Origin of the sequence: Bacillus sp. BB51/4 (genome assembly GCF_008368845.1) — a bacterium.
GTDB classification, from domain to species: Bacteria; Bacillota; Bacilli; order Bacillales; family Bacillaceae_G; genus Bacillus_A; species Bacillus_A wiedmannii.
Genome location: NZ_QOSC01000019.1, coordinates 23,334 through 44,300, shown reverse-complemented (window position 1 = coordinate 44,300; position 20,967 = coordinate 23,334). Strand labels below are relative to the sequence as shown.

Here is a 20,967-nt window from a genome sequence, read left to right as displayed (position 1 = left end):
CTATTTTAGTATGTAGTAAAATTAGCAGTATATTTGTCGAATTTCCAAGGAAATAATCAAAAAATGGAGAGGGTATGAAATGAGAGAGAAAATTAGAGTGGAGTTAGCAAGAATTGAACAAGAGAATGATGTGAAAATTTTATTTGCAGTGGAATCAGGGAGTCGTGCTTGGGGATTTCCATCGAAAGATAGTGATTATGATGTTAGATTTGTCTATATGCATCCGGTAGAGTGGTATTTATCAATTCATGATAAACGAGATGTAATTGAGTATCCGATTAGTGATGATTTAGATATAAGCGGATGGGATATTAAAAAGGCGTTACAGTTATTCGCAAAGTCAAACCCAGCTTTACTCGAATGGATTCGATCACCGATTTTCTATTCGAAAAACTCTCATTTTCCAGAACAGCTTCAGCAAATGAGTGATAAGCACTTTGATCCAAAAGCAACGATATATCATTACTTACATATGGCTTCAAAAAATTATCGTGAATTTTTGCAAGGTGAGAACGTAAAATTGAAAAAATACTTTTATGTATTGCGTCCTATTTTAGCTTGTAAGTGGCTAGAGGAGAAAACAACTTTACCACCTGTAGAATTCGATCGATTGATTACAGAATTATCGTTAGAACGTAGCGTATTAAATGAAATTGAACAGTTGTTAATAAAGAAAAAGGCAGGTACTGAATTAGATGTTGGATTAAAAATTGAGGTGTTGAATCAATTTTTAGAAGAACAAATTCATTACTATCAGCAATATGTAAAAGGAATTGAAAAGGGATCAGGAATCGATATTGAGAGTTTAAATACATTGTTTCGAGATATGTTGTTTGAAGTATATGAAAAAGAGCACAAGTGAGTTTGTGCTCTTTTTTTATTTTGTAGGAATAAAGAAAACAGATATAGCTGCAAGAAGACCCGCGAATGAGAATAAGTAAAAATTCCATGCTAAGTCATATTGCATTGTCATAATAATACCGACAAGAATAGGACCAGCAATCGCACCAACTCGGCCAAGTCCAAGTCCCCAGCCTAAGGAGGTAGCTCGGATATGGGATGGGAAGTATTGTGTTACATATGCATTTAATATTTGAGTAATACCGACTGATCCAATTCCAGCAAGGCCGATTAAAAGATAAATGATTGTAACAGATGGTTTAATTGTCAATAGTCCAATACATATAGCTGCCATAAGATAGGAGATGCTAATAACAATTTTAGCCCCTATACGATCCGCGATTGCTCCAGCAAATAATGCACCGATTGCGGCAGTAATATTTAGCATAAGTAAAAATGATAGACTAGATCCAAGAGGGTATCCTGCTTGGCGCATCATCTGCGGTAACCAAGTGTTTAAACCGTATATTAAAAACATTCCCATTATATAAGTAATCCAAAAAAGCAGCGTCGCTTTTATGTACTCTTTTGAGAATAACGTAAGAAATCCATTTTTTTTTCTTATATTAGATGGGGCTTGATGAGTTTCCTCTTTTGCATTGATTTCAATTTGAAAACGATTAAGGATTTGGTCCACTTCTTCTTGGCGATTACGTGATAACAAAAATTGAATGGATTCAGGTAAATAACGAATGATGAAAGGAATGAGGAGTAGTGGAATCATTCCGATGCCAAACATAATTCTCCATCCGAAATCTTCTAACATAAACATAGACAAAATAGCACCTAACACGATACCTAAAGGATAGCCAGTAAACATAAGAGCGTAAATAAAAGATTGTCGCTTTTTTGGTGAATATTCAACAGTAAGTGCTGAAGCTGTTGGAATAACACCGCCTAATCCGATTCCTCCGATAAATCGAGATAAACCAAATAATTCAGGGGAAGGAGCAAGTGCAGCAAGGCCCATTGTGATGGAGAAAAGTGCTAAACAGCATATAAGCGTCCATTTTCGTCCAATTAGATCTGTAATGGTTCCAACTAGAATAGCGCCAATAAACATCCCAAATAAAGCATAGCTAGCAATTGTACCAGCGTGTGCCGGTGAAAGTGCCCAGCTTTTGTCTTCTAGGAGCTTTGGCAGAACGGCACCGTAAATACCTAAATCATATCCATCAGCTAGAATGGCTAGCCAACAAATAAAAACAACAAGTTTTGTAATAGAGCTTGAAAAGATAGTTTTTGTAGATTCTAGATGAGGTGGAGCTGAAGTTTGCATAATATTCCCTCCTTTTATTTATAGATAAATATATTATTTTATTTGATGTTAATATTTCCCTTCTTATGTCGAAGTTTATCTGACAAAGGTTTTATAAGAAGTCAACAGGAATCCTGTTGAACTTCTTTATTTGTTTACTCATTATCAACTCGTTTTAACGGTTGATCTGCTGGACCTTCCATAACATCCCCATCAATTGAAAAGCGGGAACCGTGACAAGGACAGTCCCAAGTACAATCACCATTATTCCATTCAACTTCGCAGCCGAGATGTGTACAAGTTGTATCGACAATATGTAATTTTCCATCTTTGTCTTTATAAGCACCTGCTCGTTTCCCGTTAACATGAACGACAGATCCTTCACCAACTTCGAGATCTTCTGGCTTACGTAATGCGGTTTCAATCTTTCCTTCAATTAAATGTTTCGCAACATCAATGTTCTGGGAGAGGAACGTTTTTATATCTGGATTTGCATGGAAGCGTGATGGTGCATACAGCTCTTTATATGGGCTGTGGACTTTTAGAATGGAATCCTTCAGTAAATGAGCGGCAGCAGTTCCAGTTGTCATTCCCCATTTACGATATCCAGTTGCAACAAATATATTTGGATTTCTTTCGTTAATATGTCCGATATAAGGAAGCTTATCTAGGGTGATTAAATCTTGTGCTGACCATCTATAGGGAACTTCATCTACTCCAAACGTTGCTTCTGCAAAAGAATACAGTGCTTCATAATGAAGCATTGTGTTTACTCCTTGTCCTGTTTTATGACTTTCTCCGCCAATTAAAATTAATTTTTCCCCATTGCTTGTTGTATAGCGCAAGGAGCGTTTTGGGTCATCAATACTTAAATACATGCCACCTGGATAATCCGTTTTTGCTTTGATTGCAAGAGCATACGAGCGCTCTGCGTACATTCGTGTAAAGAAAAAACTATTTGCATCATAAAAAGGAAAATGTGAACAAGAAACAACGTATTTGCAAGTGATACGTTGTCCGCCCTTTGTAATGACTTGTGGATCATCACCTTTTTCTACATCAATCGCTGTTGTTTGTTCATAAACTTTGCCGCCCATCTCGACAAACTTTTCTAAAAGTGTTTTCAAATAAAGGAGGGGATGGAATTGTGCTTGATTTTTCATGACAAGTGCAGATTGTACTGGAATTGGAATCGATAGAGATTGAACATAGTCACAAGGTATATTTAATTTTTGATAGGCTTCATATTCTTTTGATAAATTTCTTAATCCATTATCAGTAGTTGTATATAAATATGAATCTTCATTTGAGAAATTACAGTCGATTTTATATGTTTGCACCGTTTCATTTATGAATTGTAGAGCATGATTATTTGATTCATAGTAAAGTCGGGCTTTGTCCACACCGAAATGATTTATTAATTCATCATAAATAAGATCATGTTGTGCTGTTACCTTTGCTGTTGTATGTCCAGTCGTTCCATTTAAAATAAGACCGGAATCAATTAAAACAACGTTCATACCTTCTTTTGCAAGTAAATAGGCTGTGGTGATACCTGTAATACCAGCTCCGATAACAGCAACTTCTGTCTTTATATTTTCAGATAAATGGGGAAATGCAGGAACCTGAGTAGATTCAATCCAATAAGATAATGGCAATTGTGGAAATGTATCGCTTGTCATTATAGAAACCTCCCGATTTTAGAACAATTTTCCTTATAATATTTCCATATTATATGAAAATCATGTGTGCTGTTTTAGAAGGAGTCTATTTTTATTAAAAGAAAGATAAAGTTATTTTAGTATAATTATTTAATGTTGTCGGTATGAAGAGGTGGGAGTTGTGTAAAGCTAGATGCAGGTGAGTTTATTTGTTGTTTACATCGAGGGTTCTTGAATAAGATAGAGTCTATAGGATGTAAGCGTATGTATATGTATAACGGATAAAACCTTATAAAATCTATGTTTTTTCTTTAGTGAAATAAAGTATAATTATAAAAATATAACCAACTTTTATTACTAGGTCATAAAAGTTGTTGACAATATAGAAATTCTATTGATATGATTCATCATGTGGAAAGGTTGATAGAGAGTAAAAAGAGAAATGTTTTTCATTGATAATAAAAGCGAAAAATAAGTGACGATAGAGTGAGTATATTTTCCTTATAATAGATGCTTTTTTAATCACCTAGTAAAATCAATCTGGAAGCAAGAATTGATATATGTAAGTTGCGCAAGGCGCGGCATAAGAAAGGGGCAAAAGGATGAAGGAGCTTCATACGTTTGGGTGGTATGCAGCACGTGTATCACCACATTTGCCGAAAAAAGCATTTAAACCAGTTCCTACTCGTTTATTTGGTGGACTGGCTTATTTGCTTGTGGCATTGGCGGGGTTAATATCGATTGGTGTATTTGAATTGAATGTGTGGGCGAATCTAGGAATTGCGATTGTTCTCGGATTATGTTTTGCTTCACTTGGGTTTTTAGGACATGAAATTTTACATGGAACTGTTGTAAGAAAGGCATGGCTTCGTGATTTCTTAGGCGCCATTGCATTTATGCCATTATCAACAGGCCCTAAACTGTGGAGAAAGTGGCATAATGCAACGCATCATGTTCATACGCAGCATGAAGAGAATGATCCAGATGCATGGCCGACACTTGAGAAGCTTAAGAAGAGTAAGTTTCTGAGTTGGGTGTATCGTATGCCTCTTCATGTACGTTCATTCTTTAGTTTTCTGTCACTAACCATTCAATTTACGTTACATTCGACTCGAATGTTCTTTCATTTTATAAAGGATTTTAAGTCATCCAATCAAAAATCTGTATGGCTTCAACTTCTTTTGCCTTGGACTGTTTGGATTAGTTTATTGTTTATTATGGGACCTGGAAAATGGTTATTTGCATATGTAATTCCATTGTTAATTGCTAACTTTATTGTAATGGCATATATCGCAACAAATCATCGCTTAAATCCAATTGTTCCAGTAAATGATCCGTTAGCGAACTGTTTATCAGTAACAGTGCCGCGCTGGGTAGACGTTTTACATTTCAATTTCTCATATCATACAGAACACCATTTGTTCCCTGCTATGAGCTCTAAATACTATCCGTTAGTAAAAGAGAAAATTAAAGAAATGTGGCCGGAACGCTATCATGAGATGCCAATGACAAAAGCTTTGGCAGCGCTATGGAATACACCACGTGTGTATTATCAAGGAAGTGAATTAGTGGATCCGCATAGAGAGCATTTCTATGGTTCTTTAGGAAATGGACTAGATCCTCATAATATTTCATATCGTGAGGACCATATAGAGGAAGAAGAGAGTATTAAAAAAATAAATCAGTAAAAATTGATATATTTTGCAGTGAAAAAGCAAGCCATTTCAGGCTTGCTTTTTTTTATAAAGAGACTTCTTTTTTATTCTTTTTGCTAAATTGAACTGAATTTGTTTCTTTTCGTTGTAATCGTTTTTCTAAAAGATTAACAAAATAAGTAAATAGAAGAACAAGTACGAGGTAATATAAACCAACAATTATGTATGTATCTAATTGTTGGAAGTTACTTGCAGCAATTGATAAACCTGATCCCCATAATTCGGACAATCCTACATATGCAACGAGAGAGGAGTCCTTTAATCCAATAATAAACTGATTTCCTAAAGGAGGAAGAGATTGACGAAATGCTTGCGGTAATACAATACGGCGCATTGCTAAAGGATAAGGCATACCTAAAGAACGAGCAGCTTCCAATTGTCCACGGTCGACAGATTGAATGGAACCGCGGAAAATTTCAGTAATATATGCACCGTTATGGATTGCTAAAGCAATTGCTCCTGCCCAAAAAGGAGTGAAGACAATAATCGATGTAATACCGAAATAGAGAATGGCAATTTGAACAATTAAAGGTGTACCACGAATAATGGCGATATATACATGAGCAATACTATTTAAAATCTTATTGTTAGAGATTCGAAAAAAAGCGAATAGTAATCCAATTAGTGAACCAAGTAATAGGGATGTTAGTGTTAATTGTAATGTGACAATAGTAGCCTTTAAGAGTGTGGGATAAGTAGACATAAAAATTTCAAACATATGTGTCACCTCATATTGTATGGATTTTGGTAGGGAATGAAATACCCCACATAAAAAGTGGGGCATAATGTATGAAACATTTGACTAGCTAATTTACTTCGTTTTTTCCTCTTCGCCGAGAATATTACGCCCAAACCATTTTTTACTGATTTTTTCATACGTACCATCTTTAATGATTTCATCTAAAGCTTTATTTACTTTCTCAACCATTTCTTTATCATCTTTACGAATAGCAATTCCCATTTCATCAAGATTTAATGGTTTTCCAGCTTCTTTTATATTTGATTTACCTTCTTTGATCATACGTAAACCAACCATTTGATCAGTGATTACTGCATCAATACGTCCAGGCTCTAAGTCCATAAGTGCAGTAATATCGCTGTCATATTCTGTGATTTGATCTGTATGTTTTGCAACAAGGTCTTTAAAAGTACTAGCCTTTACAACACCAATTTTCTTACCTTTCAAATCTTCTGGAGAAGAGATAGATGTATTCTTTTTAGCCACAAAAATTTGGGCACCAGAACGATAATAAGGATTTGAGAAACTAACAGCTTTTAAGCGTTCTTCTGTAATTGCCATACTGCCCAATATAGCATCATATTTTTTCGATTGTAGACCTTGAATTAGCGTTTCCCATGGATTTGTAATAGGAGTGGGTTTCATATTCATTTTTTTTGCAAGTGCCTCACCAATTTCTACATCAAAACCGGCAAGCTTTCCGTCATTTTCTTTATAGTTAAAAGGTTTATATAAGCCACTCATCGCATAACGAAATTCTTTTTTACCATTTGAAGAAGTAGTAGCACTTTCCTTACTACAGGCTCCTAGTATGAAGGATGTACATAATGTAATACTCGCAACAATGGTTAATAGTTTTCTTTTCATAAAACCCCTCCTATATATTGATCATACGGATGGTTTTAAGTATGTTACTGAGATATTTTATTTGGACAATTAGTTGTGCACCGTATGAATGTATTTCTTTTCATTTGAAACAGAAGTTACATTATAAAACGTTGCGTAAAAATTGTTTTGCTCGTTCATGTGATGGAGCTGAAAAGAATTGTGCTGGCGGAGCGTCCTCTACAATCTTTCCGTCATCCATAAATATGACGCGATCAGCTACATCTCTTGCGAAATTCATTTCATGAGTAACAATAATCATGGTCATTCCTTCTTCAGCAAGTTCTTTCATAACTTGCAATACTTCTCCAACAAGTTCAGGGTCTAAGGCTGAGGTAGGTTCATCAAATAGCATAATTTTAGGATTCATAGCAAGAGCTCGTGCAATGGCAATGCGCTGTTTTTGACCACCTGACAGGAGGTGAGGAGTTACATCTGCTTTATCTTGTAGGCCGACTTTTTGCAAAAGCTGATTTCCGATATCCTTTGCATTTACCGTTTCTAATTTTTTTACATGGATAGGTGCTTCTATGATGTTTTCTAGTGAGGTCATATGAGGAAAGAGGTTAAAGTGCTGAAAAACCATACCGACATTTTCACGGACTTTGTTTAAATTTGAATGCTGTGGATCAATTCGTTCACCTTGTAAGCGAATTTCACCTTCATCGTACATTTCTAAAAAGTTAAGACAGCGAAGTAATGTACTTTTACCGGAACCACTGGCACCAATTAAAACAACAACTTCTTTTTCTTTTACTTGTAAATCAATTCCTTTTAAAACATCAAGCGAGCCGAATGATTTTACTAGATTTCGAACCTGAATCATACAAAACCCCCAGTCAAAATATATTTTACAAATGTTGCCCCTTATTTCTGTTATTAGTCATAAATTGTCATAATCCTTTATTTTTTTCAGTTAATTTGATATTCAAAGAAATAATGATTTTTAAAATCCCTATATCTTTCTATAACGAAAATATGGATAATAATATATAGGTAGTACTTATGTTGCTTATAAAAAGGGGGAAAGAAGAGATGGAAAAAGAAAGGAAGACATTTTCCTTTGGTTTACGTACACAACTTATGCTATTTACTACAGTTTTAGCTTTTATTACATATTCAACAAGTATATTTTTTATTTACGTAATCTACGATTATTTTCAAAGTTATGTAAGTCAAACTGTTTATAATATTATCGTTATGTTATTAGGTGTAGTATGGTCTGGAATTTTAGCGTATGGAGCAGCAATCTTTTTAATTAAACCACTTCGAAAGTTGGAGGAGGCTGCAAGGAAAGCGGCCGATGGCGATATTCGTGAAGATGTCCCGTTACCAAAAACAGATGATGAGATTAAATCTTTAAGTGTTGCATTTAATATGATGCTAGGGAACTTAAGAGGTATGGTAAAAAATATTGATACTACATTTTCGTATACAAATAATCAAGTTCAGCAAATTAGAAGGCAAACAGGGGAAGCAACAAAGCAAGCACGAGGTGTGTCTGAAACCCTTGCAGAGATTTCTTCTGGCGCCGAGCAATCAGCAGCTTCCATTCAGGCGATTGTTTCTGCTGTTGATACAACAACTTCTATTGCGAGTGAAGTAGAAGAAAAAGCAAAACAGTCTGACGAGTTGTCTTTAGAAATGGTTCAAGCTTTAGGGCAAAGTACACGAGTCTTCACTTCTTTAATTCAAGGTATTCAAACATTGGCAAAAGAAAATGAAAATTCGATGCAAAATGTACAGAAGTTAGAAGAACGAATGAAACAAGTAGAACATATTGTTTCTGTTGTGAGTGAGATTGCTAGTCAAACGAATTTATTAGCACTGAATGCTTCTATTGAGGCGGCTCGTGCTGGAGAGCATGGAAGGGGCTTTGCAGTTGTAGCTGAAGAAGTACGTAAACTTGCCGATGAAAGCGATCATTCTGCAAGAAATATATCGCAGTTATTACGGAATATGCAAGAAGAAGTGCAACAAGTCGCATTGAAAATGACAGAGCAAGTGAAAACGGCTAAAGAAGAGGCGAAACGTGGGGAAGCTACTGAATTAATTTTAAAAGAAATGTCATCAAGTATTATGGAAGTTGCCGATGCAACGAAGCAAATTAGTGGCTATATGAACGAACAAGTGAGTCACATTCATCAAACCGGAGCACAGACGAAGGCTGTAGCAGCAATTGCTGAGGAAACATCAGCTGGTTCACAAGAAGTAGCACGTGTGACGTTGCAACAATCTAAAAATATGGTAGTAATCGATCAATTGTTAAAGGATTTAGAAAAGCAAGCAACGGACTTAAAACAAACAATTGAACGATTTTCAATGTAAAAAGGAAGAACAGCATTCTGTTCTTCCTTTTTTATGTATGAAAAGGAGGGATACTTTGTTGAAAACGAAAAACATTGCAAGGATCATATATGGTTTTCACTTTACGCAATCTTTGAAAGTTAGGGCCGTAATAACTAGTTTGCCAATTTTTAATGTCGATATCGGGCCAATTGATAAAGCTTTCTCGTAAATCTTTAACCGAGCATATGTAACGTGCGTGGACAAGAGCAGGTGAGGAATGAGATTTGCTTTTGTGAGAAATAAATAAAGCATAAGAATAAGGAATCTACATAGAGTTCAATGAAAACAGTTGCAAACTATTCATATTTTGTTATGATAGTGTTACGAAAACGTTTGCATAAAATTCTGATGGGATGCAAAAGGAGAGAATGACTATGAAAAAGACATGGTGGAAAGAAGCGGTTGCGTATCAAATTTATCCGCGTAGCTTTATGGATTCAAATGGTGATGGTATTGGAGATTTACAAGGTATTATTGCAAAACTGGATTATTTAAAAGATTTAGGTATAGATGTAATTTGGATTTGTCCAATGTATAAGTCACCTAATGATGATAATGGCTATGACATTAGTGATTATCAAGATATTATGGATGAATTTGGTACGATGGAAGACTTTGATGCTTTACTAGATGAAGTTCATAAGCGTGATATGAAGCTTATTATTGATTTAGTTATTAATCATACGAGTGATGAACATCCATGGTTTATTGAGTCACGTTCATCTAAAGACAATCCGAAGCGTGATTGGTATATTTGGCATGATGGTAAAGATGGTGCGGAACCAAACAACTGGGAAAGTATTTTTAATGGTTCGGCATGGGAATATGATGAAGTAACAGGACAATATTATTTACACTTATTCTCGCGTAAACAACCAGATTTAAACTGGGAGAATAAAGAAGTTCGCGAAGTGTTATACGATACAGTTAATTGGTGGCTTGATAAAGGAATTGATGGTTTCCGAGTGGATGCAATCAGCCATATTAAAAAAGAAGATGGTTTCAAAGATATGCCAAATCCAAAAGAACTAAAGTATGTACCATCTTTTGATAAACATATGAATGTGGATGGTATTCAACCTTTATTAGAAGAGTTAAAAGAAAATACGTTTTCTAAGTATGATATTATGACTGTTGGTGAAGCGAATGGCGTTAAGATTGAAGATGCTGAGCTTTGGGTTGGAGAAGAGCAAGGTAAGTTCAATATGGTATTCCAATTCGAACATTTAAGTTTATGGGATGCAGAAAAGAAGAAAGATCTTGATGTTGTAGGTTTGAAAAAGGTATTAACGAAATGGCAAAAAGGGTTAGAAAATAAAGGATGGAATGCTTTATATATTGAGAATCACGATAAGCCACGTATCGTTTCAACTTGGGGAGACGATAAACAATATTGGCGTGAAAGTGCAACAGCTCTTGGAGCAATGTATTTCTTTATGCACGGTACACCGTTTATTTATCAAGGACAAGAAATTGGGATGACGAACGTTCAATTCCCAAATATTGAAGATTATGATGATGTAGCAATTAAAAATTTATATCGAGAGAAAATTGCAGAGGGCGTATCACATCAAGATATGATGGAAATTATATGGGCTTCTTGCCGCGATAATTCACGTACACCTATGCAGTGGAACGATGAGATGAATGCTGGCTTTACAACAGGTGCATCTTGGTTTGGTATGAATCCAAACTATAAAGAAATTAATGTTGAAAAGCAAAAGAATGAAGAGAACTCTATTTTCAATTTCTATAAGAAAATGATTGCCTTGAAAAAAGAGCACGATGTACTGAATTACGGTACGTATGATTTACTTTTAGAAGATGATCCACAAATTTATGCATATACTCGTACATTAAACGATGAAAAAATTGTTGTAATTAGTAATATCTCAAAAGAGGTAGCTGTGTATAATGAGGGTTTATTTGCACTAGAACGCAAACGTTTGCTTTTAAATAACTATGAAGTTGTAGAAAATGAACAAGTAACTTCAATCACGTTAAAACCTTATGAAACAAGGGTTTATCGCATTTCATAATAAAAAAGGATGCTCTTAGAGCATCTTTTTTTATGAAAAAAAATAAATTTCTATTGCAAAGTGAAAACGCTTTTATTAAAATAGATTTATGAAAACGGTTGCGTAAAGATAAAAATAAAGTAGCATAAGGAATCGTTTTCATAATAGAAACAGAAATTATAATTTAAATCATTATGTTGTTATAAATAAAGGGGAGGAAGAACAGATGAAAATTACGTCTTTTGATTTTTGGCAAAAGTTCGGGAAAGCATTATTAGTTGTTGTAGCTGTAATGCCAGCAGCGGGTTTAATGATTTCTATCGGTAAGTTAATTGGGATGTCTGCTGGGGATATTAACGCAGTTCATACAATCGCTCGCGTAATGGAAGACATCGGTTGGGCAATTATTACAAATCTACACATCTTATTCGCAGTAGCAATTGGGGGATCTTGGGCGAAAGATCGTGCAGGTGGTGCATTTGCAGCGCTATTAGCATTCGTCTTAACAAACAGAATTACAGGAGCTATATTTGGCGTAAACGCTGAAATGTTAACGGATTCAAAAGCTACAGTTTCTTCAGTATTAGCAGGAGATTTAGTTGTAAAAGATTACTTCACTTCTGTACTTGGTGCACCAGCATTAAACATGGGAGTTTTCGTAGGGATTATCACAGGTTTCTTAGGAGCTAATTTATATAACAAATATTATAACTATAACAAACTGCCACAGGCATTAGCATTCTTTAATGGAAAACGATTCGTACCATTCGTTGTAATTGTTTGGTCTACAGTCACTGCAATTGTATTATCACTTTTATGGCCGTTCATCCAAAGTGGATTAAATGAATTCGGTCGCTGGATTGCAGCATCTAAAGATAGTGCACCAGTTGTTGCACCATTTGTATATGGAACGTTAGAGCGTTTATTATTACCATTTGGATTACATCATATGTTAACGATTCCGATGAACTACACAGAGCTAGGCGGAACATATACGATGTTAACTGGCTCAAAAGTTGGACAAATTGTAGCAGGACAAGATCCTTTATGGCTTGCATGGATTACAGACTTAAATAATTTACTAGCAAATGGAGATACGAAAGCATATAACGATTTATTAAATAACGTTGTACCAGCTCGTTTCAAAGCTGGACAAGTTATTGGCTCAACAGCAGCGTTAATGGGTATTGCTTTCGCGATGTTCCGTAATGTTGATAAAGAAAAACGTGCAAAATATAAACCAATGTTCTTATCGGCTGCATTAGCAGTATTCTTAACAGGTGTAACAGAACCAATTGAATTCATGTTCATGTTTATTGCTCCAGTATTATATGTTGTATATGCAATTACAACAGGACTTGCATTCGCATTAGCAGATTTAATTAACTTACGTGTTCACGCGTTTGGATTTATTGAATTAATTACTCGTACACCGATGATGGTTAATGCAGGACTAACAAGAGATTTAATCAATTTCGTTATCGTTTCATTAGTGTTCTTCGGTCTGAACTTTACATTATTCAATTTCTTAATTAAAAAATTCAATTTACCAACACCAGGACGTGCAGGTAACTATATTGATAATGAAGATGAGTCATCAGAAGGAACAGGAAATGTACAGGATGGTTCATTAGCAACAAAAGTTATTGATTTATTAGGGGGTAAAGAAAATATTGCTGACGTAGATGCTTGTATGACGCGTTTACGTGTAACAGTAAAAGATTTAGATGTTGTTGCACCAGAAGCACAGTGGAAACAAAATGGTGCTTTAGGACTTATCGTAAAAGATAAAGGTGTACAAGCAGTATATGGTCCGAAAGCTGACGTATTAAAGTCAGACATTCAAGATATGTTAGGTGCGTAATAAGATGAAATTGCTAACTTTAAACTGTCACTCTTGGCAAGAAGAGAATCAAATGGAAAAGATAAAATATCTTGCTAAAGTCATTCAAGAAGAAGAGTACGATGTCATCGCATTGCAAGAAGTAAGTCAGTCGATACAAGCTGGAAATGTATGCGGTAACAAGAAAGAAGATAATTTTGGACTTTTACTATTAGAAGAGTTAAAAGCGTTACATGTAAAAGATTACAATATTACTTGGGATTTCTCTCATATTGGTTATGATGTGTATGAAGAAGGATTAGCGATTATAACGAAGCATAATGTTGTAAAGGAAGATACGTTCTTTATTTCAGAAAATAAGGATACAACGTATTGGAAAACACGCAAAATTGTAAGTACGACAATTGCTTATAATGATAAGAACATAACGTTTTACTCTTGCCACCTCGGTTGGTGGAATGATGAAGAAGAATCATTCAAAGATCAAGTTAATCGTTTGATGGGGCGTGTAGATAGTAATGAACTTTCCTTCTTAATGGGTGATTTTAATAATAACGCCCGTTTACAAGGTGAAGGTTATGAATATATGATGCAAAAAGGTTTGTATGACACATATGAACTAGCAATAGAGAAGGATGAAGGAACAACTGTCCAAGGTGAGATTGCTGGTTGGGATGAAAATAAACATAACTTACGAATCGATCTAATATTGTGTAACCAAAGTGAAAAAGTTCGTTCTTCAAAAGTCATTTTTAATGGTACGAACAGAAATGTAATTTCAGATCATTTCGGTGTAGAAGTACAAGTAGATATATAATAGAAGAAATCCTCACAGATGATGAAAAGCTGTGAGGATTTTTTTGAGGAATACAAGTATTGCCAAGAGAAAATACTTGTATTTTTTATGACATTTCCTATATATTTGTTATTATTGAATGTAAAACTAATTTGGTCATTTTGTATGCATACTTTTTTTACTTCGTTATATAATGAAGTAAGTGAAATATTTAATGGGAAAAATAGTGTGTTTTCGTTTAATCCACGATGTAGAAAGTGATATAATTGCAAAATGCATGTATCATTTTCTAAAGAAGGAAAAATATATAATTAGGTGATAACTTATATGAAACAAATTTGGCGTATTTATAAGACAGACTTACGGAATGTGGCCAAACATTGGGCTGCGATTGTTATTGTTTTAGGATTAATGATTTTACCATCGTTATATGCATGGTTTAACATTAAAGCTTCTTGGGATCCTTATGGAAATACGAAAGGAATCCAGATTGCAGTTTCTAACCAAGATGTTGGATCAAATTTAAGAGGGAAAGATATTAACATCGGGAAAGAAATTGTAGATTCACTTAAGAAGGACAAAAATTTTGGGTGGAAGTTTGTTGATGAAAAGCAAGCGATTTATGGGGTAGAGCGTGGAGATTATTCTGCAAGTATTACTATTCCAAAGGATTTCTCTGAAAAGATTGCAACAGTCTTGAATGAAAATCCACAGAAACCAGAAATTGATTATTACGTAAATGAAAAGGTCAATGCCATTGCGCCGAAGATTACAGCTAAAGGTGCATCGGGGCTGACAGAAGAGATTAGTAAAAACTTTGTTAAAACAGCAAACGGCGAGATTTTTGAAATCTTCAACGATCTTGGAATCGATTTAGAAACTAACTTACCGAGTATTGAGAAGGTCAAGGATCTTGTCTTTAAGTTAGAAGCACAATTCCCAGAAATGAATACACTTGTGGATAAGGCATTAGATGATGCGACTCGGGCAGAAGATGTTGTGAAAGTAGCGCAAAAGGAGTTGCCAGTTGTAGAAAGTGTTATGAATGATGGGCAAGAAGCGTTAGGGAATTTAGATAAATTCTTTGCGAGAAATGATGAAACATTGAAACGTGCACCTGGAACAATTAAGAATAATTTAATTGTAATGCAACAAGGTTTAGATAGTGCGGCAGCAATTACGGATTTCTTAAAAAATCCATCATTTGATTCTAATCTGACACTTCCAGATCCGGCTAAATTCCCGGTGTTGCCTAATATAACTATTCCGCACGTACCACAAATACCAGAAATTCCAGCGTTACCGCAAGTGAATGGTGAGGGGTATAAAAATATTGCTAAAAATATTGATCAAACTGTAAATAATGTTTTTAGTTCTACTCGTGTTGGAACGGCATATGTGAAAAGTGTTATGGATGGTCTTCAAAATAAGGGCGTGGATCCAGCTGTAGCACAGAAAAACGTTCAGGATGCTTCAAAACTTCTCCAAGACCGTATTGATAGTGTTTCATATTTAATTGATTTCTTTACAACTTTTAAAGAATCAGCTTCAACGGACTTTGGTAAACAGTTCTTTGGGAACAGAGTAGAAAGTTTAACGGTGCTTAAAAATTCTATGGTGGATGTTAACAATAGAGTTAAGCATGTAGGAGATTTAATTAGTTCCGGACAAGAAGTTAAACAAGATGTGCGAGATGCTGTGAATCAAAAATTAGATACAGTAAATAATTTAGTAAATCAAGCTGAAAAGGATTATAATGCAACATTTGTAGCAGATTTCGAAAAAGCAGTAAGCACAGCTGAGCAATTGAAAAACACAGCTGAAAATGTAAAAGAAGACGCTCAGCAGTTAAGAGGGAATTTAAATCAAGATATAAAAGCAGCAAATGATTTAGTAAACCAAACAAATGAAGCATTAGACAATGGTAGAGAAAAATATGATAAGGCTGTAAATGATTACAGCAGATTAAAAACGGAGCTTGAAAAAGCAAGAGAAGACTTAAGTAACAAAGGTGTTAATGGATTAGATTCTACAAAAGTAGCCTTAAATGATTTAAATGGACAGTTCAAAGCAGGATGGAATTTAGTTAATGATATGATTCCGGTTATGGAAAGTACAAATAAAGTTTTGGGCGATGTGAATAGTGATAAAAATCTTAATGGCACAATTGCTAAGTTAAATAAAGCAAAAGATGGTTTGCAAAAAGGAATGGATTTAACTGATAAAGGAATTGACGCTATTAATAAAGGTCAAAAACCAGCAGCAGATGTTATTGAAAGTATTAATCAAGTGTCTAAAAATGTTTCGGGCCAAATTGGTGACATTTTAGCTAAATATGACTCGGAAATCACTCCGAATTTCAATGCAGCAATTGCTCGTACAAAAGAGATGTCTAAAAATACATCTCAAATTTTAGGCGAGGCAGATAAGAAGCTTCCAGATGTGAAAAAATTACTTGAAGACTCATCAAAAGGCTTAGTAGATGGTCAAAAGAAAATTGCAGATATTAAAGCTGAAATGCCAGCTACTGAGAAAAAGATTAAAGAATTAGCAAATAAAATTCGTGATTTTGAATCAGAAGAGGATATAAAAGATATCATACGCTTATTGAAAAATGATGTTGAAAAGCAAAGTGATTACTTCGCGAATCCAGTAAATTTAAAAGAGAATAAGTTATTTGCGATGCCGAACTACGGTTCAGCGATGTCACCATTCTACACAGTGCTTGCATTATGGGTAGGCGCACTATTAATGGTTTCGTTATTAACGGTAGAAGTACATGAAGAGGGCGCGAATTATAAGAGCCATGAAATATACTTTGGACGTTTATTAACATTCTTAACGATAGGTCTTTCACAAGCGTTTATCGTATCGATGGGAGATATATTCTTACTCGGTACGTACGTAGTCGATAAATTCTGGTTTGTGTTATTTAGTTTATTTATTGGCGGAGTATTTGTTTGTATCGTGTACTCACTCGTTTCTATTTTCGGAAACGTTGGGAAATCGATGGCAATTATTTTACTTGTGCTTCAAGTAGCAGGATCGGGTGGTACGTTCCCAATTCAAATGACACCACCATTCTTCCAAGCGATTTATCCGTTCTTACCATTCACATATGCAATTAGTGCAATTCGTGAAACAGTAGGTGGCATGCTTTGGGATATAGTTATTAGAGATTTACTTGTATTAAGTGTGTTCGTAGTAGTCATCGTTATCGCTGCGTTATTATTGAAAACACCAATTAACAAATCGAGTGAAAAGTTTGTTGAGAACGCAAAAGGAAGTAAAATTATTCATTAATAAAAAAAGGTTCCTACCGATAGAGGTAGGAACCTTTTTGTTTAATCAAATTTTAATTTCTTTAATGCTTCTGCGAACGGGTTGTTTAATGGTTCTTCTTCTTTATTCTGTTGTTTCATATATTTTTGAACGTCGCGCTTATCAGCCTTGCTTCCAGATTCCTTTTTACGTCTTTCTTGGAATGTGGATAATTTCTCGCGATAGCCACATTTACATGCAAAGATTTGTCCTGCACCTTCACCACGTAATTCTAACTTCTTCTTACATTGCGGACAACGAGCGTTTGTTGTACGAGATACGTTTTTACGATGACCACATTCACGGTCTTGGCAAACGAGCATTTTTCCTTTTTTGCCGTTTACCTCTAGCATTGGTTTACCGCAATCTGGACAAGACTTCGTTGAAATGTTGTCATGTTTATATTTTTTATCACTTGATTTTATTTCAGCAACAATTTCTTTCGTATAGTTCTTCATTTCTGAAATGAATACTTCTTTTTTCAGTTTACCCTTTGCGATTGCCTCTAGCTTTTGTTCCCACTCACCAGTTAGTGTAGGTGATTTTAACTCTTCTGGCACTAAATCAAGTAACTGACGGCCTTTTGAAGTAATATGAATATCTTTACCACGTTTTTCAAGTAAGAACGAATTGAATAACTTGTCGATAATATCAGCTCGTGTCGCTACAGTACCTAATCCACCAGTTGACTTTAACGTGTCAGCAAGTTGTTTGTTTTGTGTATCCATATATTTTGTAGGATTTTCCATTGCTGAAAGTAAAGTTGCCTCGTTAAAACGTGCAGGTGCTTTCGTTTGACCTGATGTTTGCATAATTAACTTTACAGTTAATGTATCGCCTTTTTCAATGTGAGGTAGAAGTTGTTCTTTTACGTCATCAGTTATATCATCATCTTCAAAGCGATTTTCATATACTTCTTTCCAACCGGCATGTAGAATAGTTTTTCCACGTGCGATGAACGTTTCATTGCCAACTTTTGTGCGTAACGTTAGTTGCTCGTATTCGAATGCTGGGAATAAAACGGCTAAGAAACGTTTTACAACTAAATCATAAATTTTACGTTCTTTATCTGTGAAGGCTGAGAAGTTAACGTATCCTTCTGTCGGAATAATTGCGTGATGATCACTTACTTTACTATCATCAACAAATGACTTATTAGACTTGATAGGCTTTTGTAATACTTTATGTGCTAAAGGACGGTACTCTCCAACGCCACATGCTTTTAGACGCTCTGGAAGTGTTCCAACGATATCAGATGAAATATAGCGTGAATCTGTACGAGGGTACGTTAGCACTTTATGTTGTTCATACAATTTCTGCATAATGTTTAATGTTTCTTTAGCAGAGTAACTGAACTTTTTATTTGCATCACGTTGCAATTCAGTTAAATCGTAAAGACCAGGAGAGAATGACTTCTTCTGTTTTTTATCAATTTCCACAACGGTAGCATTATGCTTATCTAAACCTTTTACAATACCATCAATTTTTTCTTTATTAAAACTGCGGCTATTACCATTTGCATCTTGCCAAGTTAGTTTTAACTGATTCGTTGTTTGTGCTTCGATGCCGTAGTAAGTTTGAGCTTTGAAGTTCTTTATTTCATCTTCGCGATTAGCGATCATAGCGACAGTAGGTGTTTGCACGCGGCCGCAATTCAGCTGGGCGTTAAAGCGAGTCGTTAATGCTCGAGTCGCGTTAAGACCGATGTACCAGTCAGCTTCTGAACGTGCGACAGCCGAAGCGTATAAATTGTCATATGCTTTACCTGGTTTTAAATTTGCGAAGCCATCTTTAATTGCTTTGTCAGTAACAGATGAAATCCATAAACGCTTAATAGGCTTCTGTATTTTAACTTTATCGATAATCCAACGTGCGACTAATTCGCCTTCACGTCCAGCATCTGTCGCTACAATAATTTCATTTACATCTTTTCTAAGAAGCTGACTCTTCACAGCATTAAATTGTTTACCAGTTTGTTTAATAACCGTTAATTTCAAACGCTCGGGTAGCATCGGTAAATCTTCTAAATTCCACTTTTTATATTTCACATCATAGCTTTCTGGATCTGCTAATGTAACGAGATGACCTAAAGCCCAAGTTACAATATATTTACTACCTTCAAGGTAGCCGTTTCCTTTTTTATCGCACTTCAGTACGAGAGCAATATCACGGGCAACGGAAGGCTTTTCAGCGATTACAACGCTTTTTGACATATTTAAAACATCCTTTCAAATTTCCATACGTTAACTATAGCATACATCTTCTTGAGATTCAGTTTCGCTCCAGATTTGAACGTTTTTTAGTGGGATAACATCTGTTTGAAAGTGAATGATGGCGACAGAACATAATATGCACCATGATGAGACTATGAGAAATAGATACTTATTTATTATACGTATTGTTTTATTAGTTGCTTCTATATTAAATAGAAAAGTAAAGAACTTGTTATTTTACTAGAATAAGAGTAGACTTTGAAGTAGAAGAATACTAAACACATGGGAGTTTGTGGATGCAAACTGAGAGTATGACTAATCCGTCATTGACCATTTGAACCTGTTGGATAATGCCAGCGTAGGGAGAGTGTAAAAGCACAAAAAGGCACTTTGCGTACGCGCAAAGTGTCTTTTTGTGTATCTCCCATCACTATAGTTAGGGGATGAGAAGAATGAATATGAAAGAAATTAGTAAAGTAGTGGATTTGGTGAGAGAAACTAATCCGCTCGTTCATAATATTACCAATGTTGTTGTAACAAACTTTACAGCTAACGGTTTGTTAGCGTTAGGAGCATCGCCTGTCATGGCGTATGCAAAAGAAGAAGTAGCAGAAATGGCTAGCATTGCTGGAGCGTTAGTATTAAATATGGGGACACTTCGCCCTGAAGAAGTAGAAGCGATGTTACTTGCAGGTAAATCAGCAAATGTGAACAATGTACCAGTACTGTTTGATCCAGTTGGTGCAGGAGCAACATCGTATCGAACAGAAGTTGCGAGACATATTCCGGCCGAAATTGATTTAGCGATTATCCGCGGAAATGCAGCTGAAATAGCGAACGTTATTAATGAGAGATGGGAAATTAAAGGGGTAGACGCCGGTGCTGGAAATGGCAATGTCGTAAGTATTGCAAGGCAGGCAGCGGATGAATTAAATACAGTAGCGGTGATTACTGGAAAAGAAGATGTTGTTACAGATGGAGAACGAACGATCCTTATTCGAAATGGTCACCCTATTTTAACGAAAGTTACGGGAACTGGTTGTTTACTAACTTCTGTAATAGGAGCATTTGTAGCAGTAGAAAAGGATTATGTAAAGGCAGCAGTAGCGGCATTAACGTTTTATGGTGTAGCTGCGGAACTGGCAGCTGCTAAGACAGTGGAGCAGGGACCTGGTAGTTTCCAAATTGAATTTTTAAATCAGTTAGCGAATACCACTTCGGGTGATATTGAGAAGTATGGGAAGATTGAGCTTATATAGTAAGGAGGGG

14 protein-coding genes, 2 pseudogenes and 1 riboswitch are annotated in these 20,967 nt (G+C 35.4%); of the genes and pseudogenes, 9 read left to right on the top strand and 7 right to left on the bottom strand.

What is annotated here, in order from left to right:
• Positions 1–79: 79 nt before the first annotated feature.
• Positions 80–862 (top strand): nucleotidyltransferase domain-containing protein, encoded by a 783-nt coding sequence (locus tag DN392_RS25435; RefSeq protein WP_001208302.1) that lies wholly within the window; start codon positions 80–82, stop codon positions 860–862.
• Positions 863–877: 15 nt separating this feature from the next.
• Here DN392_RS25435 and DN392_RS25430 read toward each other — a convergent pair whose 3' ends face one another.
• The gene (locus DN392_RS25430) at positions 878–2,179 is read right to left on the bottom strand and encodes an MFS transporter (RefSeq protein ID WP_061672142.1); all 1,302 of its coding nucleotides are present in this window, start codon (positions 2,177–2,179) and stop codon (positions 878–880) included.
• 134 nt (positions 2,180–2,313) lie between these two features.
• Positions 2,314–3,840 carry an FAD-dependent oxidoreductase gene (locus DN392_RS25425; protein ID WP_061672143.1) on the bottom strand — a complete coding sequence of 509 codons (1,527 nt, stop codon included), beginning with the start codon at positions 3,838–3,840 and terminating at the stop codon, positions 2,314–2,316.
• 581 nt (positions 3,841–4,421) lie between these two features.
• Between DN392_RS25425 and desB the strand changes: the two genes are divergently transcribed.
• Positions 4,422–5,507: a Delta(10) desaturase DesB gene (gene desB / locus DN392_RS25420; protein ID WP_061672144.1), complete on the top strand. Its 1,086-nt coding sequence runs from the start codon at positions 4,422–4,424 to the stop codon at positions 5,505–5,507.
• A gap of 52 nt (positions 5,508–5,559) precedes the next feature.
• Here desB and DN392_RS25415 read toward each other — a convergent pair whose 3' ends face one another.
• The 3 genes from DN392_RS25415 to DN392_RS25405 all read right to left on the bottom strand — a co-directional run bounded on the left by DN392_RS25415 (position 5,560) and on the right by DN392_RS25405 (position 7,984).
• Positions 5,560–6,252: an amino acid ABC transporter permease gene (locus DN392_RS25415; protein ID WP_000461606.1), complete on the bottom strand. Its 693-nt coding sequence runs from the start codon at positions 6,250–6,252 to the stop codon at positions 5,560–5,562.
• Positions 6,253–6,345: 93 nt separating this feature from the next.
• Complete coding sequence (locus tag DN392_RS25410) at positions 6,346–7,140, bottom strand: ABC transporter substrate-binding protein (RefSeq protein ID WP_046953749.1); 795 nt, start codon at positions 7,138–7,140, stop codon at positions 6,346–6,348.
• A gap of 121 nt (positions 7,141–7,261) precedes the next feature.
• Positions 7,262–7,984 carry an amino acid ABC transporter ATP-binding protein gene (locus DN392_RS25405; protein ID WP_064056277.1) on the bottom strand — a complete coding sequence of 241 codons (723 nt, stop codon included), beginning with the start codon at positions 7,982–7,984 and terminating at the stop codon, positions 7,262–7,264.
• Between the two features lie 179 nt (positions 7,985–8,163).
• Here DN392_RS25405 and DN392_RS31420 point away from each other — a divergent pair.
• Together DN392_RS31420 and DN392_RS25400 are read left to right on the top strand one after the other, a co-directional pair.
• Positions 8,164–8,544: pseudogene (locus DN392_RS31420) on the top strand (HAMP domain-containing protein); the annotation flags it as partial.
• Positions 8,536–9,486, top strand: a complete 951-nt coding sequence (locus DN392_RS25400) for a methyl-accepting chemotaxis protein (protein ID WP_412677961.1) — start codon at positions 8,536–8,538, stop codon at positions 9,484–9,486. The pseudogene DN392_RS31420 and the gene DN392_RS25400, both read left to right, overlap by 9 nt.
• Before the next feature lie 31 nt (positions 9,487–9,517).
• Here DN392_RS25400 and DN392_RS25395 read toward each other — a convergent pair.
• Positions 9,518–9,700: pseudogene (locus DN392_RS25395) on the bottom strand (BBE domain-containing protein); the annotation flags it as partial.
• Positions 9,701–9,881: 181 nt separating this feature from the next.
• Here DN392_RS25395 and DN392_RS25390 point away from each other — a divergent pair.
• From DN392_RS25390 to DN392_RS25370, 4 genes are all read left to right on the top strand, one after another.
• Entirely contained in the window at positions 9,882–11,546 is a 1,665-nt protein-coding gene (locus tag DN392_RS25390) for a glycoside hydrolase family 13 protein (RefSeq protein ID WP_046953754.1), read from the top strand.
• A gap of 205 nt (positions 11,547–11,751) precedes the next feature.
• Positions 11,752–13,389 carry a PTS transporter subunit IIBC gene (locus DN392_RS25385; RefSeq protein WP_064056276.1) on the top strand — a complete coding sequence of 546 codons (1,638 nt, stop codon included), beginning with the start codon at positions 11,752–11,754 and terminating at the stop codon, positions 13,387–13,389.
• A gap of 4 nt (positions 13,390–13,393) precedes the next feature.
• Positions 13,394–14,185 (top strand): endonuclease/exonuclease/phosphatase family protein, encoded by a 792-nt coding sequence (locus DN392_RS25380; protein ID WP_064056275.1) that lies wholly within the window; start codon positions 13,394–13,396, stop codon positions 14,183–14,185.
• A gap of 306 nt (positions 14,186–14,491) precedes the next feature.
• Positions 14,492–17,467, top strand: a complete 2,976-nt coding sequence (locus DN392_RS25370; RefSeq protein WP_000810108.1) for a YhgE/Pip domain-containing protein — start codon at positions 14,492–14,494, stop codon at positions 17,465–17,467.
• A 41-nt stretch (positions 17,468–17,508) separates the two neighbouring features.
• On the opposite strand, the gene topB is transcribed toward DN392_RS25370, so the two are convergent.
• Complete coding sequence (gene topB, locus DN392_RS25365; RefSeq protein ID WP_088321603.1) at positions 17,509–19,698, bottom strand: DNA topoisomerase III; 2,190 nt, start codon at positions 19,696–19,698, stop codon at positions 17,509–17,511.
• Positions 19,699–19,970: 272 nt separating this feature from the next.
• Positions 19,971–20,080, top strand: a riboswitch (TPP riboswitch).
• A 61-nt stretch (positions 20,081–20,141) separates the two neighbouring features.
• Here topB and thiM point away from each other — a divergent pair.
• Positions 20,142–20,957: a hydroxyethylthiazole kinase gene (gene thiM / locus DN392_RS25355; RefSeq protein WP_098110585.1), complete on the top strand. Its 816-nt coding sequence runs from the start codon at positions 20,142–20,144 to the stop codon at positions 20,955–20,957.
• The last annotated feature ends 10 nt before the right edge of the window (positions 20,958–20,967 follow it).

Coding starts and splice junctions, on each gene's coding strand:
- DN392_RS25415 (WP_000461606.1), bottom strand. CDS start 6,252: ATGTTTGAAATTTTTATGTCTACTTATCCCACACTCTTAAAGGCTACT.
- topB (WP_088321603.1), bottom strand. CDS start 19,698: ATGTCAAAAAGCGTTGTAATCGCTGAAAAGCCTTCCGTTGCCCGTGAT.
- DN392_RS25370 (WP_000810108.1), top strand. CDS start 14,492: ATGAAACAAATTTGGCGTATTTATAAGACAGACTTACGGAATGTGGCC.
- DN392_RS25405 (WP_064056277.1), bottom strand. CDS start 7,984: ATGATTCAGGTTCGAAATCTAGTAAAATCATTCGGCTCGCTTGATGTT.
- DN392_RS25410 (WP_046953749.1), bottom strand. CDS start 7,140: ATGAAAAGAAAACTATTAACCATTGTTGCGAGTATTACATTATGTACA.
- DN392_RS25390 (WP_046953754.1), top strand. CDS start 9,882: ATGAAAAAGACATGGTGGAAAGAAGCGGTTGCGTATCAAATTTATCCG.
- DN392_RS25380 (WP_064056275.1), top strand. CDS start 13,394: ATGAAATTGCTAACTTTAAACTGTCACTCTTGGCAAGAAGAGAATCAA.
- DN392_RS25430 (WP_061672142.1), bottom strand. CDS start 2,179: ATGCAAACTTCAGCTCCACCTCATCTAGAATCTACAAAAACTATCTTT.
- thiM (WP_098110585.1), top strand. CDS start 20,142: ATGAGAAGAATGAATATGAAAGAAATTAGTAAAGTAGTGGATTTGGTG.
- DN392_RS25400 (WP_412677961.1), top strand. CDS start 8,536: ATGATGCTAGGGAACTTAAGAGGTATGGTAAAAAATATTGATACTACA.
- DN392_RS25425 (WP_061672143.1), bottom strand. CDS start 3,840: ATGACAAGCGATACATTTCCACAATTGCCATTATCTTATTGGATTGAA.
- DN392_RS25435 (WP_001208302.1), top strand. CDS start 80: ATGAGAGAGAAAATTAGAGTGGAGTTAGCAAGAATTGAACAAGAGAAT.
- desB (WP_061672144.1), top strand. CDS start 4,422: ATGAAGGAGCTTCATACGTTTGGGTGGTATGCAGCACGTGTATCACCA.
- DN392_RS25385 (WP_064056276.1), top strand. CDS start 11,752: ATGAAAATTACGTCTTTTGATTTTTGGCAAAAGTTCGGGAAAGCATTA.